13 protein-coding genes are annotated in these 14768 nt (G+C 71.0%); 10 read left to right on the top strand and 3 right to left on the bottom strand.

What is annotated here, in order from left to right; genetic code table 11:
• Positions 1-61: 61 nt before the first annotated feature.
• On the bottom strand, positions 62-970 hold the full coding sequence (locus IEZ13_RS38625; protein WP_183222307.1) for a M56 family metallopeptidase: 909 nt from the start codon (positions 968-970) through the stop codon (positions 62-64).
• Positions 967-1323 carry a BlaI/MecI/CopY family transcriptional regulator gene (locus IEZ13_RS38620; RefSeq protein WP_183222306.1) on the bottom strand — a complete coding sequence of 119 codons (357 nt, stop codon included), beginning with the start codon at positions 1321-1323 and terminating at the stop codon, positions 967-969. Before IEZ13_RS38620 ends, IEZ13_RS38625 begins: the two co-directional genes overlap by 4 nt.
• Positions 1324-1396: 73 nt before the next feature.
• On the opposite strand from IEZ13_RS38620, the gene IEZ13_RS38615 reads away from it, so the two are divergent.
• The 6 genes from IEZ13_RS38615 to IEZ13_RS38585 all read left to right on the top strand — a co-directional run bounded on the left by IEZ13_RS38615 (position 1397) and on the right by IEZ13_RS38585 (position 10206).
• Positions 1397-2809: a cytochrome ubiquinol oxidase subunit I gene (locus IEZ13_RS38615; protein ID WP_183222305.1), complete on the top strand. Its 1413-nt coding sequence runs from the start codon at positions 1397-1399 to the stop codon at positions 2807-2809.
• 12 nt (positions 2810-2821) lie between these two features.
• Complete coding sequence (gene cydB / locus IEZ13_RS38610; RefSeq protein ID WP_183222304.1) at positions 2822-3802, top strand: cytochrome d ubiquinol oxidase subunit II; 981 nt, start codon at positions 2822-2824, stop codon at positions 3800-3802.
• A 296-nt stretch (positions 3803-4098) separates the two neighbouring features.
• The gene (locus IEZ13_RS47110) at positions 4099-8619 is read left to right on the top strand and encodes an ATP-binding cassette domain-containing protein (protein WP_229795575.1); all 4521 of its coding nucleotides are present in this window, start codon (positions 4099-4101) and stop codon (positions 8617-8619) included.
• A gap of 10 nt (positions 8620-8629) precedes the next feature.
• Entirely contained in the window at positions 8630-9202 is a 573-nt protein-coding gene (locus IEZ13_RS38595) for a TetR/AcrR family transcriptional regulator (protein WP_183222303.1), read from the top strand.
• Positions 9203-9553: 351 nt separating this feature from the next.
• Positions 9554-9799: a hypothetical protein gene (locus IEZ13_RS38590; RefSeq protein WP_203833840.1), complete on the top strand. Its 246-nt coding sequence runs from the start codon at positions 9554-9556 to the stop codon at positions 9797-9799.
• Positions 9796-10206, top strand: coding sequence for a hypothetical protein (locus IEZ13_RS38585; RefSeq protein WP_183222302.1), 411 nt, complete (start codon positions 9796-9798; stop codon positions 10204-10206). Before IEZ13_RS38590 ends, IEZ13_RS38585 begins: the two co-directional genes overlap by 4 nt.
• Here the strand turns inward: IEZ13_RS38585 and IEZ13_RS38580 are convergent.
• Complete coding sequence (locus IEZ13_RS38580; protein WP_183222301.1) at positions 10187-11119, bottom strand: DUF7919 family protein; 933 nt, start codon at positions 11117-11119, stop codon at positions 10187-10189. The genes IEZ13_RS38585 and IEZ13_RS38580 overlap by 20 nt on opposite strands.
• Positions 11120-11990: 871 nt before the next feature.
• On the opposite strand from IEZ13_RS38580, the gene IEZ13_RS38575 reads away from it, so the two are divergent.
• The 4 genes from IEZ13_RS38575 to IEZ13_RS38560 all read left to right on the top strand — a co-directional run bounded on the left by IEZ13_RS38575 (position 11991) and on the right by IEZ13_RS38560 (position 14763).
• Positions 11991-12743 (top strand): class I SAM-dependent methyltransferase, encoded by a 753-nt coding sequence (locus IEZ13_RS38575; protein WP_183222300.1) that lies wholly within the window; start codon positions 11991-11993, stop codon positions 12741-12743.
• Between the two features lie 70 nt (positions 12744-12813).
• Positions 12814-13263 (top strand): MarR family winged helix-turn-helix transcriptional regulator, encoded by a 450-nt coding sequence (locus IEZ13_RS38570; protein WP_183222299.1) that lies wholly within the window; start codon positions 12814-12816, stop codon positions 13261-13263.
• Entirely contained in the window at positions 13260-13907 is a 648-nt protein-coding gene (locus IEZ13_RS38565; RefSeq protein ID WP_183222298.1) for a maleylpyruvate isomerase family mycothiol-dependent enzyme, read from the top strand. Before IEZ13_RS38570 ends, IEZ13_RS38565 begins: the two co-directional genes overlap by 4 nt.
• Positions 13908-14025: 118 nt before the next feature.
• Positions 14026-14763 carry a hypothetical protein gene (locus IEZ13_RS38560; protein WP_183222297.1) on the top strand — a complete coding sequence of 246 codons (738 nt, stop codon included), beginning with the start codon at positions 14026-14028 and terminating at the stop codon, positions 14761-14763.
• Positions 14764-14768: the final 5 nt, after the last annotated feature.

The raw sequence follows: 14768 nt of genomic DNA, 5'->3' as shown, positions 1-14768 counted from the left end.
CGGCAAATGAAGGTCGCACAGCCCGCCGAACTGTACGAACAGCCGGCAATACGGAGGGTTACTAGAATGGCCAGGTATTCAGGGCACGCGCCAGCCACGGCACGACGACGATCACCGTGGGTAGCACCAACAGACCCGCGGCCGCTGCCGTCCCGGCCACCGCGAGTGCCGTCGAGCTACGGCCCGGACGATCCAGCCGCGCCAGGCGCCGCCGCCGCGATTCACCCTCCGGGTCGGCGGTCACCTCCTCGGCCAAGGGGACGGCGTCGGCGAGACGAGCCAGCGCGGCCCGCAGCGGCGCATGCCCGGTGCGGCGCCTCGCGGCATCGTCGGCCACCATCTCCAACAGCAGGTGTACGGCATCGAGCGGCGCCTTCGACCGCAGCGGCCCGGGAACGGCCTGATAGAAGGCCGTGAACGACTCCATCACCAACTCGTGCTTGTGCCGCAGGTGGGCACGCTCGTGGGCGAGGACGGCGTCGATCTGCTCCCGGTCGAGCACGTCGAGCACGCCGTCACTGAGCACCACCCGCGGGTTCCGGCCCGGCACGCAGTAGGCCAGCGGCAGCGGCGCCTCCAGCACCCGCACCTCTCCCCCGCTCAGGCCGTCATGACGTTCCACCCGATCAAGGAGGTCGACGAGCATGCGATGCCGGTCGCGCCGGGCACGGGCCCGGGAGGTCACCTTGACGAGCGAGACCACCAGCCGGGTCACGATGGTCGCGGCCACCGCCAGGGAGAACAGTAGCGCCGCGACGGTCTCCGGGTGCCGCGCGCCGGCCGCACGGACCACCTCTTCCGGGGCGGCGAGCACGACCCCGAGCGCGCAGAGCACGGCGGTCAGGGTCAGCGCCTGCCAGAGCAGCACCCCGGCGACCGGGGCGCGATCCGGCCAGCGGGCGTTCGCCAGCAGCCTCGGCACGGCAAGCGACAGTGTCAGCCCGAGGGCGCCGAGCAGGAGGGCGGTCACCGCTCGATGTTACGGCCGGCCTTCTCGATGGCCGCCCTCAGCGCTTCCGGTGGCAGCTGACCGACGAAGTAGGCGAGCGCGGCATCGCGGTCCGGCGTGGCACTCAGCGCGTCCAACATCACACCGGCTGTCATCTCCTCGCGGGTCTGCGCCGGGGCGTAACGGTAGGCACGATCCGCTCGCTGCTGAACGACCAGGCCCTTCTTGGCGAGCCGGTCGAGCACGGTCATCACCGTCGTGTACGCCAGGTCGCGGTCACGGCTGAGCAGATCGTGCACCTGCCGCACGGTGAGCGGCTCGCGTGCGTCCCACAGTTTTGCCATGACCTCGCGCTCGAGGTCGTTCCTCGCCATGTGAGGCAGTCTACTGCACAGCGTCGTACTACGAGTCGTAGTATCTACTACGAATCGTCGTAGAGGGGTTGCCATGGACGTGCTCGACCTGACTCGATTGCAGTTCGCGGTCGTGACGATCTACCACTACCTGTTCGTGCCGGTGTCGATCTGCCTGTCCGCCACCGCGGCAGGCTTCCACCTGGCCTGGCTGCGCACCGCCCGCGAGAAGTACCTGCACCTGACCAAGTTCACCGGGAAGCTGCTGATCGTCACGTTCGCGGTCGGCGTGGTCACCGGTCTGGTGCAGGAGTTCCAGTTCGGGCTCGGCTGGAGTGCGTTCGCCCGGTTCTACGGCGACGTGTTCGGGCCGACGCTGGCCATCGAGGGGATGCTCGCGTTCTTCCTCGAGGCCACGTTCCTGGCGCTGTGGTATTTCGGGTGGGACCGGCTGCCCCGCCGTCTGCACGCCGCCACCATCGTGGTCGTCGCGGTCGGCACGCTGCTGTCGGCGTACATCATCCTGGCCGCCAACTCGTTCATGCAGAACCCGGTGGCGTACGAACTGGACCCGTCGACCGGGCGGGCCGTGCTCACCAGCTTCACCGAGCTGATGACCAACGAGGTGGTGCTCGCCGCGTTCCCGCACACGATGGGCGGCGCCGCGATGGCCGGCGGCGGGCTCCTCATGGCGATCGGCATCCGGCGCACCGTCGCCGACCCCGCCTTCCGCACGCTCGCCCGGGTCGGCGCCTGGACCATGCTGATCGGCGGTGCGGTCACCGCGATCAGCGGCGACCATCTGGGCAAGGTGATGACGGCCGTGCAGCCGATGAAGATGGCCGCCGCCGAAGCCCTCTACGAGACCGCCACCGCCGCGCCGTTCTCGGTCTTCGCGATCGGCGAACTGGGCCACGACCGGCCCTTCTTCAGCATCGAGATCCCGGGCCTGCTGTCCTTTCTGGGCACCGGATCGTTCGGCGGGACCGTGCAGGGCATCGACGACCTGCAGGCGGCGTACGTCGCCCAGTACGGGCCGGGCAGTTACGTACCGATGATCCCGGTCGCGTTCTGGACCTTCCGCCTCATGATGGGCGCCGGGATCCTGGCGATGGCGGTCGCCGCCTACCACCTGTGGTCCACCTGGGAGACCACCCGGCGGATGCCGCCGCTCCCCACGTTCCTGCGGCCCGGCCAGGGCACGCCACGCTGGCTGCGCCGGTTCGTCCTGCTCGCCCCGGCGCTGCCGGCCGCAGCCAACACCTTCGGCTGGATCTTCACCGAGACCGCCCGCCAGCCTTGGCTCGCGTTCGGCATCTCGAAAGTGGAGGACGGTGTCTCCCCCGGCCTCACCAGCGCCGAGGTGATCGCCTCCCTGGCCGGATTCACCCTGATCTACGGCCTGCTCGCCATCGCCTGGTACCGCCTGGTCGTCCACCTCTCCCGCCAGCCGCTCGCCCCGGTCGCTTCCGAGCAGGAAGAGCCCGAGCCGGTTCCCGCCTACTAGGAGTCGTCTCCCATGATCACGTTCTGGTTCGCGGTCCTCGTCCTCGCCTGGGTGCTCTACTTCGTCCTCGAGGGCTTCGACTTCGGCGTCGGCGTCCTCTCCCCGGTCCTCGGCCGCGACGAGCACGAGCGCGGCGCGATCATCCGTACCGTCGGCCCGTTCTGGGACGGCAACGAGGTCTGGCTGGTCGCCGCGGTCGGCGTCACCTTCGCCGCCTTCCCCGCCTGGTACGCCGCCCTGATGTCCGCCCTCTACCTGCCGATGGTCGCCATCCTGCTGCTCCTCGCGGTCCGCGGAGTCGCCCTCGAGTTCCGCGGCAAACACGACTCGCCGTCGTGGCGCCGTCGCTGCGACCTGCTGCTCGCCGCGAGCTCCGGCGGCATCGTGCTGCTCTGGGGGGCGGTCCTCGGCGTACTGGTCGACGGCCTCGCCCTCGGCAGCGACGGCGAGGTCACCGGCACCGGGCTCAGCCGCAGCCTGGGTCCCCTGCTCAGCCCCGCCGCCGGTCTCGGCGCGCTCGCCGCGCTGCTCGCCGCCGTCCTGCTGGGCGCGACGTTCCTCGCGCTGCGCACCACCGGCCCGGTGCGCCGCCGGGCACGCGACGTGGCACGCCACACCAGCACGGCCGGCACGGTCGCCCTTCTGCTCATCGGCATCGGTACGGGTAATCGACTCGCCCTGGCGGCAGCGGCGATCGTGTTCATCGCCGGACTGCAGGCGCGGCGCTCCCGGGAGGGCACCGCCTTCACGGCCGTCGCCCTGGCCGTCGCCGGCGCGGTCGTCGCCGTCTTCACCGCACACGGCTCGGTGGTGCTGCGCAGCACTCTCGACCCGGCCTGGTCCCTGACCCGCGCCTCGGCCGCCGCCGGCCCCGAAGCCCTCCGCCTGATCACCATCGCCGGGGTGATCATCCTGCCCGGCGTCCTGGTCTATCAGGCCTGGTCGTACTGGGTCTTCCGCCGCCGTGTCGCCAGCGAGCGGGTCGCCTCGTGAATCCGGCCCACCCCGGCTCCCGGGCCACCGTTGACGAGCCGCGCTCCCCCGGCCACCTCTCGACAAACTGCCCCGAACCGGCACCCACCTCCCCTCCCCCCATACCCTCGTCCGCCACCTCAGCCGACCTTGGACGATCGACCACCGCAGCAGGTGCAGAAACGTCCAAGAACACGGAAGAGGACGATCGCAAGGCCACGACGGCGGACCTTGGACGATCGACCGCCGGGTCCGGTGGGAAGAGGCCCAAGGTCGGGAGGCGGGCCGGGCGACGGGAGTCGGGGCCGAGTGCGGCCGTGGCACAGGCGGCGACGTCGGGGGTGACGGACGCGCGGGTCTCCCGTGGGCCGGTCGATCCACGGCTGCTCCGCCACGCACGGACCAGCCGAGCCGGGATCGCCCTGCTCACGCTGATCGGGATCGGCCAGGCCGCGGCCACGATCGCCATCGCGGTGGCACTGTGCGGAATCGTGACCGGCCTCGTGACCGGCCGCTCCGTGAAGGTCTTCCCCGGGCAGCTGAGCGGGACGACCGCGATCCTCCTGCTGGCCGCCGCGTTCACGGCACGCGGCGCACTGGCCTGGGCGGAGCAGGTGGTCGCCCAGCGCACCGCCGCCACGGTCACCGACGAGCTACGCCGTTCCCTCCTGGACCGGGTGATCCGTCGCGGGCCCGCCTGGGTCGCCGCCTACGGCTCCGGCCGGCTCACGACCGTACTGGGCACCGGCCTCGACGCCCTGCGCCCATGGTTCTCGGGTTACCTGCCGGCGCTCGTGCTGGGCGTCCTCCTGCCCCCAGTCGTCATCGTGATCATGGCAGTGGTGGATCCCGCCTCCGCGGTGATCGCCCTGCTCACCCTGCCGTTGCTGCCGATCCTGGGCGCTCTGATCGGCTGGGCCACCAAGACCCGCGCCGAACGGCGCTGGGCCGCTGACGCACGCTTGGCGGGTCACTTCCTCGATGTCGTGCGCGGCCTGCCGACCCTCAAGATGTACGGGCGCGCCGAACACCAGATCGACGTCATCGCCGATCTGACCGACCGCCATCGAGCGGCGACCATGCGGGTGCTGCGGGTCGCGTTCCTCTCCTCGACCGCCCTGGACCTGGTCGGCACCCTCGCGGTCGGGCTGATCGCCGTCCAGGCGGGCCTCCGGGTGGCGGCCGGCGCCATGGACCTCGGCCCGGCCCTGCTGGTGATCCTGCTGGCGCCGGAGGCCTACCGCCCGCTGCGCGAGATGGCCGCCCGCTACCACGCCTCCACCGACGCGGGCGCGGTCATCGCCGACGTGGACGAGATCCTCACCGCCCCGTCGCCGTCAGTGACCGGTCTCGCCGACGAGGTCGGGCACACGCCCGCCCCATCGCACCGGATCCCGGCACCCGAGGGATTCCGGCCGACCGACACCGGCCGGTGGGGTGTCCGTGCCGCCGGGCTCCGGGCCCGCTACCCCGGCTCGCTCACCGACGCGCTCCACCTTCCGGAGCTGTTCGTGCACGCGGGGGAACTGGTCGCGTTGCGTGGCCCATCCGGCGCGGGCAAGACGACCGCCCTGCGCGTACTGGCCGGACTGCACCCCGCCGAATCCGGTGCGCTCGCCGTGGGCAGCACGTTCTACCTGCCGCAGCGCTCGGCGTTGCCGCACGCCCGTACGGTCGCCGACGCCTTCCCGGCCGAGACCGGCCTCGCGGACATCCTTGCCGCGCTGCGATCGGCCGGCCTGACCGGCGAGATCACCCCGGAGACGCCACTCGGCGAACAGGTCTCCGGAATCTCCGCGGGCCAGCGCCAGCGCCTGGCGTTCGCCGTGCTGCTGCACCGGGCCGCCCGGGCGATGTCCTCGTCCTCGCGCCTGGTCACCACCGCGCAGGGCCACCTCGCGCCCCGGTTCCCCCCACCGGTGGTCACGTTGCTGCTGGACGAGCCGACCGCCCACCTGGACGTGATGGCGGAGCGCCTGATCATCAGCCGCCTGCGAGACCTGGCCGCCCGGGGCTGTGCCGTCCTGGTGGTCGCCCACCGCCCGGCTCTGCTGGCCGCCGCCGACCGCATCGTCGACGTGGCCCCACCCGCCGGCCCGGCCGTGCTGACCAGCACGGTGACGGCTGTCATCCCCAATGATGCCGAACAGCCCTCCTGGTCGGCCGGGCCACCGACGGCCGCCATCCTCCGGCCCACGACCTCGTCGTCCACCCCCACCCACCAACCGGACGGTGGCGGGCAGGTCGACGAGATCATCCGGGAGGTGGCCGAGGCCGATCGGCTGGTTCAGCCGTCGCCGACCACGCCCACCCGGCCGCTGCCCTCCTCGGATCCGAAGGCGGCACCACCACCGCATGGCCCGACCCCGCCCACGGCGAGCCGGCCCGAACAACCGTCACCAGCCCGCTCGGCAACACCGCCGTCGCCGCTCCCGGGGTCAGTCGCAGACCAGCGCCTCTCGCCTCTCTCGACCACTCGCGCGGCGGTTACCGGCCGCGGCTTCCCGGGGCGGAGGGGGTGGGACCGGTTGCGGCGGCCCGGTACGGCGGTGGCAACCGGCCGCGGCTTCCCAGGGCAGCGGGCGTGGGACCGGTTGCGGCGGCCCGGTACGGCGGTAGCGACCGGCCGCGGCTTCCCAGGGCGGCAGGGGTGGAGCCGGTTGCGGCGGCCCGGTACGGCGGTCGCGCTCGGCGCCGGATCGTCGCTGGCCGGGATCCTGCTCACCGGGGCTGCGGCATGGCTGCTCGTGCGGGCCTCCGCGCTGCCGCCGGTCCTGAGTCTCTCGGCGGCGGTGGTGCTGGTGCGGGGCAGCGCCGTGGCCCGGCCGCTGTTGCGCTACCTGGAACGGCTGCTCGCGCACGACGTGGCGTTCGCCTCCTTGGGCGCCCGTCGGGCACAGGTCTACGCCGACCTGATCCCGCACGTTCCGGGGCCGCGGCTGCACCGGCGGGGCGACCTGCTCACCCGGCTCGTCGATGATGTCGACGCCCGGGTCGACGGGCTCCTCCGCGGCCGCCTGCCGATGATCACCGCCGCCGTGACGGTGACGGTCGGCGCGCTGGCGGTGGTGTGGGCGGCCCCGACGCTGGGGGTACCGATCGCGGTGGGCCTGGTCATCGCGGGAGTGCTCGCCCCGGCGATCGCCGCCCGGCAGGTGGACCGCCGGGAAGCGACGACCGGCGCGGCCCGCTCGGCGCTCCGTGACGCGGTGGTGGAGACGGTCGACGGAATCGAGGAATTGAGCGGCGGAGGCGGCCATCCGGGCGTACCACAGCAGCGAAGCCGAGCCCTTGCCGTGCTGGAGGCCCGGGCGGCCCGTGAAGCCGGGCTGGCAGCGGCGACCGCCCACCTGGGCTGGGGCGCCGCCGCTGCCGGAGTCGCAGTTCTTCTCACGCGCGGAGGTCCGTCCGCGGAGTGGAGCGCCGTGGTGCTGCTGAGCGTGATCGTGCTAGGCGAAACGGTGGTCGGCCTGGCTGAGGCAGCGATCGCCGGGCGGCGTGCCGCCGGAGCCGAGCACCGTGTCTCCGCCCTGACGGCCAGTCACCCACCGGTCAACATGGCAGTCAAGCCGGTCAGCGTAACCAGTCGAGACGTCGACAAACGCGGTCAGACCGTCAACTTGAGCGGTCCGTGCATCAACATGAACGGCCAGGTAATCAACACAGCAAATCAAGACGTCAATATTGACGACCTTGCAGTCAATGCCGACGTGTACATGAACGGTGCAGTCAATACCGACTTCGATATGGGCGACGGCGAAGTCAATACCGACTTCAACGGAATTGATGGCGCTATCCATAAGGACGTCGACATCGTCGGCGTGGATGGGCGCATCTCCGTCACGGGTCCAGAGTCAACCGCCGAAGCTTCGGAATCATCGGAGGTGCGGGCAGTCGGCGCCGCGGTCAACGGTGGCCGGGGCGCGGTTCGGGTCGAAGGGCTTGTCGCCGGGTGGGATCCGAGACGGGAGCCGGTACTCGACGGCCTGGATCTGCACCTTCCCGCGGGATCGCGGACGGTGATCACCGGACGATCAGGCTCCGGCAAGTCGACGCTAGCCGCCGTGCTCGCTGGCCTCCTGACGCCCCACGCCGGCGCGATCATCGTCGCGGCCCGCGACGCCGACACAGCCATCGTGAATGTGCCCGACACCGGCACGACAATTGTCAACGCGCCCAACGCCGGCACGGCAATTGTCAACGCGCCCGACTTCGGCACGGCCATCGTCGACGCATCCGATACCGGCACAGACACCGGCAACGCACCCGACACCAGCACGCCCTCCGCAACCGGAGACGGCACCCGCACTGCTTTCGAGGGCGGCACGCGCACCGAAGCCGAAGGCGGCACCACCACAGGTGACCCTGATGGCGACAGCACCACCACTGTCACCGCGGGTGGGCGGACAGTTCTGGTGGGGGACGACACGGGGCATGTCTTCGCGTCGAGCGTGCGGGAGAATCTGCGGCTCGGGGACCGGGACGCGAGCGATGAGCGGCTCCACGCCGTTCTTCGGCGGGTGGGGCTCGGTGAGTGGCTGGCGGGGCTGCCGGCCGGGCTGGACACCTGGCTGGGCACCGGCGGCAGCACCGTCTCCGGTGGGCAACGCCGCCGCCTCGCGACCGCACGGGCGCTCCTCGCGGATCCGGCACTGCTGATTCTCGACGAACCCACCGAAGGGATCGACGAGGACGGCGCGAACCGGCTGATGGCGGACCTACTGGGGGCGGCCGACGGGCGTACCGTGCTGGTGTTCGCGCACCGTGTGGAGGGTTTCGGGCTCGCTGACCGGGTGCTCCGCCTCAGCCGGGGCAAACTGACCGATATAACCCCTTAAGCTGGATATCGTGGCACGCACGCCTGCTCCGGGCACCCGGGAAACCATTCTGACGGCGGCCGCCGGGCTCTTCTATGAGCACGGCGTCCGCGGTGTCAGCATGGCCCAGGTGGTCGAGGCGGCCGGCTGCGGCAAGAACCTGCTCTACAAGCACTTTCCGAGCAAGGCGGAGCTGGCGGCGGCCTACCTCTCGCTGGTCCGCCATGAGCGGGAACGCTCGGTGACCGAGGCTCTGCACTGGTCCACCGATCCGGTTGATCGGCTGCTCGCGCTGACCGGGGAGGTCGCCGACATGGTTCGGCAGCCGGGTTACCGGGGGTGCGCATTTCGCAACTATCTGACCGAGTTCCCGGACGAGGATGACGAGCCCGCCCGTGTCGCCCAGGCCTATCTGGCCGACAGCCGCGCTCAATGGGATCGCCTCGTCACCGGCATCGGTGGGAGTGCGCTGCTCGCCGACCGGATCTGGCTCGTCGTGAACGGCCTGTACACCGGACCGGCCGGGCAGGCCGGCGTCGCCGTCGAATGGATCACCGAACTGGTACGCGCGGAGACCGGCAGCTCCATCAGCGCCACCCGCTGACACACCGCCCGACCGTACTACCCGCGTGGCGCCACGGCCGCAGGGATGCGCCACCCGCTGACACACCGCCCGACCGTACTACCCGCGTGGCGCCACGGCCGCAGGGATGCGCCACCCGCTGACGCACCACCCGACCGTACTACCCGCGTGGCGCCACGGCCGCAGGGATGCGCCACCCGCTGACGCACCACCCGACCACGAGGCGCGCCTCCGGGTTCGGGAGAGCGGCGGCCGAATATGCGGGTGAGCGGGTCAGGGTGACCGTTATGGTCGGCCGGTGGAACGTCTCTACCATGTCACCTCGGTTCGCAACCGGGATTCGATCCGGACGTTCGGCTGGACTCGTCGCGGATGGGCGCCGCCCGTGGCATCGCCGGCAGCCGGGGACCCGAGGTCGACGAGATCTTCCTGGCCGACGAGCACACCGCCGGCTTCTTCATCCGGATCAACAACATCGGTGGACCGGTGGACGTGTGGGCGGCCGACGGCATCGACCCGGCTTCGCTGGTCATCTCGCCGGAGGGGTTCGAATACCTTCTCGGCACGGTCTCCCCGGACCGGATCACCCTCTACCGCCAGGACGTTCCGCTCCCGTGACGACATTCCCGGATGAGGCTGTCGTGCCGGTCGACTGCGGCAGCTGTCCGCCGGGCGCGACCGCCACAGTCAGCGAGACGATCGCCTACGGCCGTCTGCACTGGTCACGGCACCATGCCTGCACGGACGGCCCGGTCCTGGAGTGCGGCCGGGACGAGCCTCCGCCGGAGGTGCGCCAGGCGCTGCTGGACCAGTGCGGCGTCTTCCGGCTGCGTCTGTCCGGGATCACCTCGCGGGTCACCGTGATGAAGGTGCTCCGGGAACGTGGCACGGCGCTCTCCGACGTCGCCGCAATGTTGACCGCATTGGCTGATCAAGGTGTGCCCGGCACCGAGATGGAGTTGCGCCTGCTGTCCATGCGTCTCGACGGGGCCGGTGTCATCACGCTCAGCCGGGAGTGCCCGTGACCGGCGACGGCCCGTACGGAGTGTGGCCGGCCCGAAATCGTCGCAGGTGATCGAGGCATGACCGCAGCACCTTCTCGAAGAGGTCCGGCTCCCGGTCCAGCGTTCCCTGGTAACGCGACTGATCCTGCTCGACGGTGAGCTCGGTCAGCGTCGCGCCGTCCGGCCCGGGGACGAGCCGCGCCTCGTAGACCTGCTGGCCCTTCCACGACCGCCACAACCGCAGTACGCCGGAGTCGTCGAGGTGAACCATCCAGCGGATCTCCATGTCGTACCAGCCGAGTCCGTCGCGTAGCAGGCCGACCGCGTCGTTGTCGAGAACGATTCCCGGTTGCACCGGGACCGGGCGCAGATCCAGGGCGGGCGTGGCCTTGCGTGCGGCCTGCCCCGCGAACAGGGGCCGCAGATCCGGTGAGGCCAGCGGATCACCGCGCGAATCCCGGCGGTCGGCGTCGGCGGGAACCCACGGGCCGGACGTCCACTCTGGGTCGTAGCCGCGCACGGCCCGCACGAACGCGTCCGGCGGACGGTAGTCGTGGGCGGTCACGTAATGCCAGATCAGGGTGGGCGCCGCGAACATCGTGCCGGGCCTGGACGGCACCCTGATCTCAGAGGATCCGAGATACAGCGTGCGCGATCGATTCACCACCTCCAGGCTCCGCGGCCGTCCGGGCGAGGGGCAGAGGGTGCAGACGTGGAAGCCGCGCATCTGGTTGATCCGGCGCCCGGCGATGATGTCGAGCAGCGCGTCCGCGAACCCGTCGGGAACGGTTCCGGTTTCGAACTCGTGCGGAGCGTCCAGCCAGCCCACGTTGAGTCGCTCATAGCCGGGCCGATAGCTGGTCGTCCCGGTCGGAAAGCCGATGATCTCCTCCGGGTGATACGTGTAGACACTCAGATCCGCGAAATGCGCCACGTCGATGTCCTATCAGAAAACCAAAACCGTTTCCGGTACGGACGTGGCCGCGATCGCCGAACTACGGCCGCTCCGCCGGCTCCACGCGGCCACCTGCCACGCCAGGCCACAGCGCGCCCGCCGCCCGAAACCAGAACAAAGACCCGAACGAACCCACCAAACACGAGCAGGCCGCAGGCCCATGCGGCCACCTGACGCCCAGACCACGACGCGCCCGCCAGCCAGCCAGAACCGGAACAAAAGCCCGAGCGAACCCAACCAAGACACGAGCAGGCCACTGGCCCACGCGGCCACCCGACGCCCCAGACCACGCGCCCGCCGACCAGAACCGAAACAAAAGCCCGAACGAGCCCACCAAGACACGGGTAGGCCGCTGACCCACGCGGCCACCTGTTTCTCGGGTCCAGGTCACGGCCGTCTGCTGGAAACGCCGGAAGGCAACCGCGCCGATGTTCCACAGGACCGCCAAGCCGGGGTGGACAGGCGGGGACAAGCCATCCTGCCGACAGGGTGGCGGGCCGGGGCAGGGAGCCTGGCCAACGAAGTGGACAGACGGGAGCCGGCGTCGGCTCACGAAAGGAACAGACCGGCGGGCGGCACGCTGGAGCACGAAGTAGACAGACCGCAGCCGTCCGCCCGAAGCACGAGAACAATAGGCGGGGCGGCGCGCTGGCGCGCGAAGTGGACAGACCGGAGCCGGCCGCCGGGCTCACGAAGCGAATAGGCCGGAGCCGGGCCGCCGGGCTCGCGACATGGATAGGCCAGGGCGGGAACCTGGCGCCTGGCTGCCGGGGTGGGCGGGCCGCGGAAACGGGATGCGTTTCCGGCTGCGGCGCGGGGAGACTGCGGAGCGGCATGGGGGGAGCGCGTCGTGCGTACGTTTGCGGAATTGGTTGTTGAAGGCTCTTCAGCGGACGTCTCCGGGTGGGATTTCGGCTGGCTGGACGGGCGGGCCACCGAGGAGCGGCCACCGTGGGGATATGCGCGGCTGCTCGCGGCCCGGCTGGCCGGGGTGTCGTCGGCGCTGGACGTGGACACCGGCGGTGGGGAGATCATCGGCGGGATGCCGGTGCTGCCGCCGCGGATGGTGGTGACCGAGGGCTGGCCGCCGAACGCCGCACGCGCCCGGCGGCTGCTGGGGCCGCGTGGAGTGATGGTCGCCGAGGTCGCGCCGGGTGATTCGCTGCCCTTCGCGGACCGGACGTTCGAGCTGGTCAGCAGCCGTCATCCGGTGCGGCCGGACTGGCCGGAGATCGCCCGGGTGCTGGTGCCCGGCGGCGCATACCTGGCGCAGCATGTCGGTCCCGCCTCGGCGTTCGGGCTGATCGAGTGGTTTCTCGGGCCGCTGCCGGCAACGAATCTCGCTCGCGATCCGGATGCCGAGGCGACCGCGGCACGACGGGCCGGGCTGGAGATCGTGGATCTGCGGACCGCGCGGTGCCGGATGGAGTTCTACGACGTCGGGGCTGTCGTCTGGATCCTGCGTAAATGCGTGTGGTGGGTGCCGGACTTCACCGTCGAGAGGTATCGCGAGCGGCTACAGGCGCTGGACGCGCACATCCGGGAACACGGGTCGTTCGCCGCGTACTCGACGCGGACGCTGATCGAAGCCCGGCGCGGCTGAACGGTCGGGCGCACGTCACCTCATGTCCATGGACGAGGACGAATCAAGTCGGCATGACATCATTGTTGTCATGACTGACCGTGGAGCGATGCTGTACGACGTCCTCCGGCACGTCCGGCCGCTCGTGCTCAACTCGGCGCGGGTGGTCGAAACGTCCCTGCGGTTCGACGATCTGACCGTCGGCATGCGGGCCGTTCTCGAGGTTCTCGCCGAACAGGGGCCGCTCACCGTCCCGGTGATCGGCGACCGCCTCGACCTGGCCCGGCAGGGCATCCAGCGACATGTCAACGACCTGATCGACCGTGGGCTGGCCGAGTCGCGGCCGAACCCGGCACACCGGCGCTCGGTGCTGATCTCCACCACCCCGGCCGGGGCGGCGTTGTTCGCGCGGATCCGTGCGGGCGAACTGGCCCGGCTCGGCACGATGGCCGCGGAGTGCGGCATCGAGGAGATCACGACGGCGCTGCGGGTCCTGGCCGCCCTGCACCGGGACATCCGGGAGGAGGCCGGTCGTTCATGAGCACCGACATCTACCGTCTCACGGGCCGGAACCGGCTGATGATCGCCGACTTCCTGGAGGGCCTGGACGACCGCACCTGGGCCGCGCCGACCCTGTGCGAGGGCTGGACGGTACGGCATCTGGCCGCCCACTTCGTCCAGCCGATGGTGATCGGTTTCGGCCGTTTCCTTCTGGCCGCCCTCCGCCATCGCGGGGACACCGACCGGACCGTCGACCACCTGACCCGGCGTCTGGCCCGGCACTCCCCCGCCGATCTGATCGCCCTGCTCCGGCAGCACGCCCCGGACGAGGTGAACCCGCCGCGGGTCGGCCCGATGGGCCCGTTCGCCGAGACGTGCGTGCACCTGCGCGACATCGCCCGCCCGCTCGGCCTGTCCGCCGATGTCCCGGCCGGGCACTGGCGGATCCTGCTCGGCTACCTGAGATCGGCCGACCCCCGCCCGGCCCCGGCCCTCGTCCCACCCGGCCGCTTGGACGGCCTCCGCCTCGCGGCCACCGACACCGACTGGGCCGCCGGGGAGGGGGCGCTGATCACCGGCCCGATCGAGGCGCTCGGCATGGCCGCCACCGGCCGTGCCGCCGCACTGTCCGACCTGACCGGTCCGGGAGCCGCCGTCCTCAGCGCCCGGCTGCGGCCGCACTGACCAAAGCCACCACCCACCGGCCGCAGCCGCACCCGACAGCCGAAGCGTCGCTCAAGACCGAAGCGTCGCCTACGGCCGAGATCCTGGTGAGAAGCGAAGGTTACCTACTCTTGGCGGGATGCGGCTGACGGAGATGAGCGGCACCTGCTACCGGACCTCGATCAGCGTGCTGGGACGGCCCGGCGGCGGCATCCGCTGGGTCCTGATCCCGACGATCCACATGGGGCATGCGGACTACTACTGGGAGATCTGGCAGCGACTTCGCACCTGTCAGGCGGTCATCGCCGAGCAGTACGACGGGCCCAGCTCGACCGGGCTCGCCTACATCACCGCGATGCGCTGGACCGGGCAGCGGGTGGCCCGGCAACTGGTGCACCAGGACATCGACTACGGCGCTCTGGACGTACCGATCATCTTTCCGGACGCGCACCTGGGGCCGGAAGCGCGGCCGGACCGTCGCCTGCCTCGCGAAACGTGGGCGGGTCTGGCCGTGATGACCCCGGTTCTCGCCATCCAGATGGCCCTCACCGGCTCCGGCCTGGTGGAGGGCATGACGTCGCTGGAACTGACCGACGAGAGCAGGCCGCGGTTCGCCGACGACTATCTGACCCGGATCATCCTCACCGAACGCGACGATCTGCTGCTCGGCGCGATCGGGGAGATCGACGGCGAGTTCGCGGCGGAGGACATGGAGGTCGCCGTCGTCTTCGGCGCCCTGCACATCCCGGTCGTGGTCCGCGAGTTGCGGAGGATCGGCCACCGGGTCGAGCCGGGCACCCGATGGCTGACCGCGATCGACTTCGACGAGCCGCCGTACCTGCGCAAGCCCAGCCTGGACGGCTGGATGGACTGGTGATCGTG

It is taken from the genome of Actinoplanes campanulatus (assembly GCF_014647795.1).
In the GTDB taxonomy this organism is placed as follows: Bacteria; Actinomycetota; Actinomycetes; order Mycobacteriales; family Micromonosporaceae; genus Actinoplanes; species Actinoplanes campanulatus.
Note: the sequence above shows the minus strand (reverse complement) of the source record. Positions and strands in the feature narration are given on the sequence as shown.

What these genes read in the sequence shown, in the direction of transcription:
- IEZ13_RS38570 (WP_183222299.1), top strand. Translation starts at nt 12,814, where the DNA reads ATGACTGACCGTGGAGCGATGCTGTACGACGTCCTCCGGCACGTCCGG.
- cydB (WP_183222304.1), top strand. Translation starts at nt 2,822, where the DNA reads ATGATCACGTTCTGGTTCGCGGTCCTCGTCCTCGCCTGGGTGCTCTAC.
- IEZ13_RS38615 (WP_183222305.1), top strand. Translation starts at nt 1,397, where the DNA reads ATGGACGTGCTCGACCTGACTCGATTGCAGTTCGCGGTCGTGACGATC.
- IEZ13_RS38565 (WP_183222298.1), top strand. Translation starts at nt 13,260, where the DNA reads ATGAGCACCGACATCTACCGTCTCACGGGCCGGAACCGGCTGATGATC.
- IEZ13_RS38590 (WP_203833840.1), top strand. Translation starts at nt 9,554, where the DNA reads ATGGGCGCCGCCCGTGGCATCGCCGGCAGCCGGGGACCCGAGGTCGAC.
- IEZ13_RS38620 (WP_183222306.1), bottom strand. Translation starts at nt 1,323, where the DNA reads ATGGCGAGGAACGACCTCGAGCGCGAGGTCATGGCAAAACTGTGGGAC.
- IEZ13_RS38560 (WP_183222297.1), top strand. Translation starts at nt 14,026, where the DNA reads ATGCGGCTGACGGAGATGAGCGGCACCTGCTACCGGACCTCGATCAGC.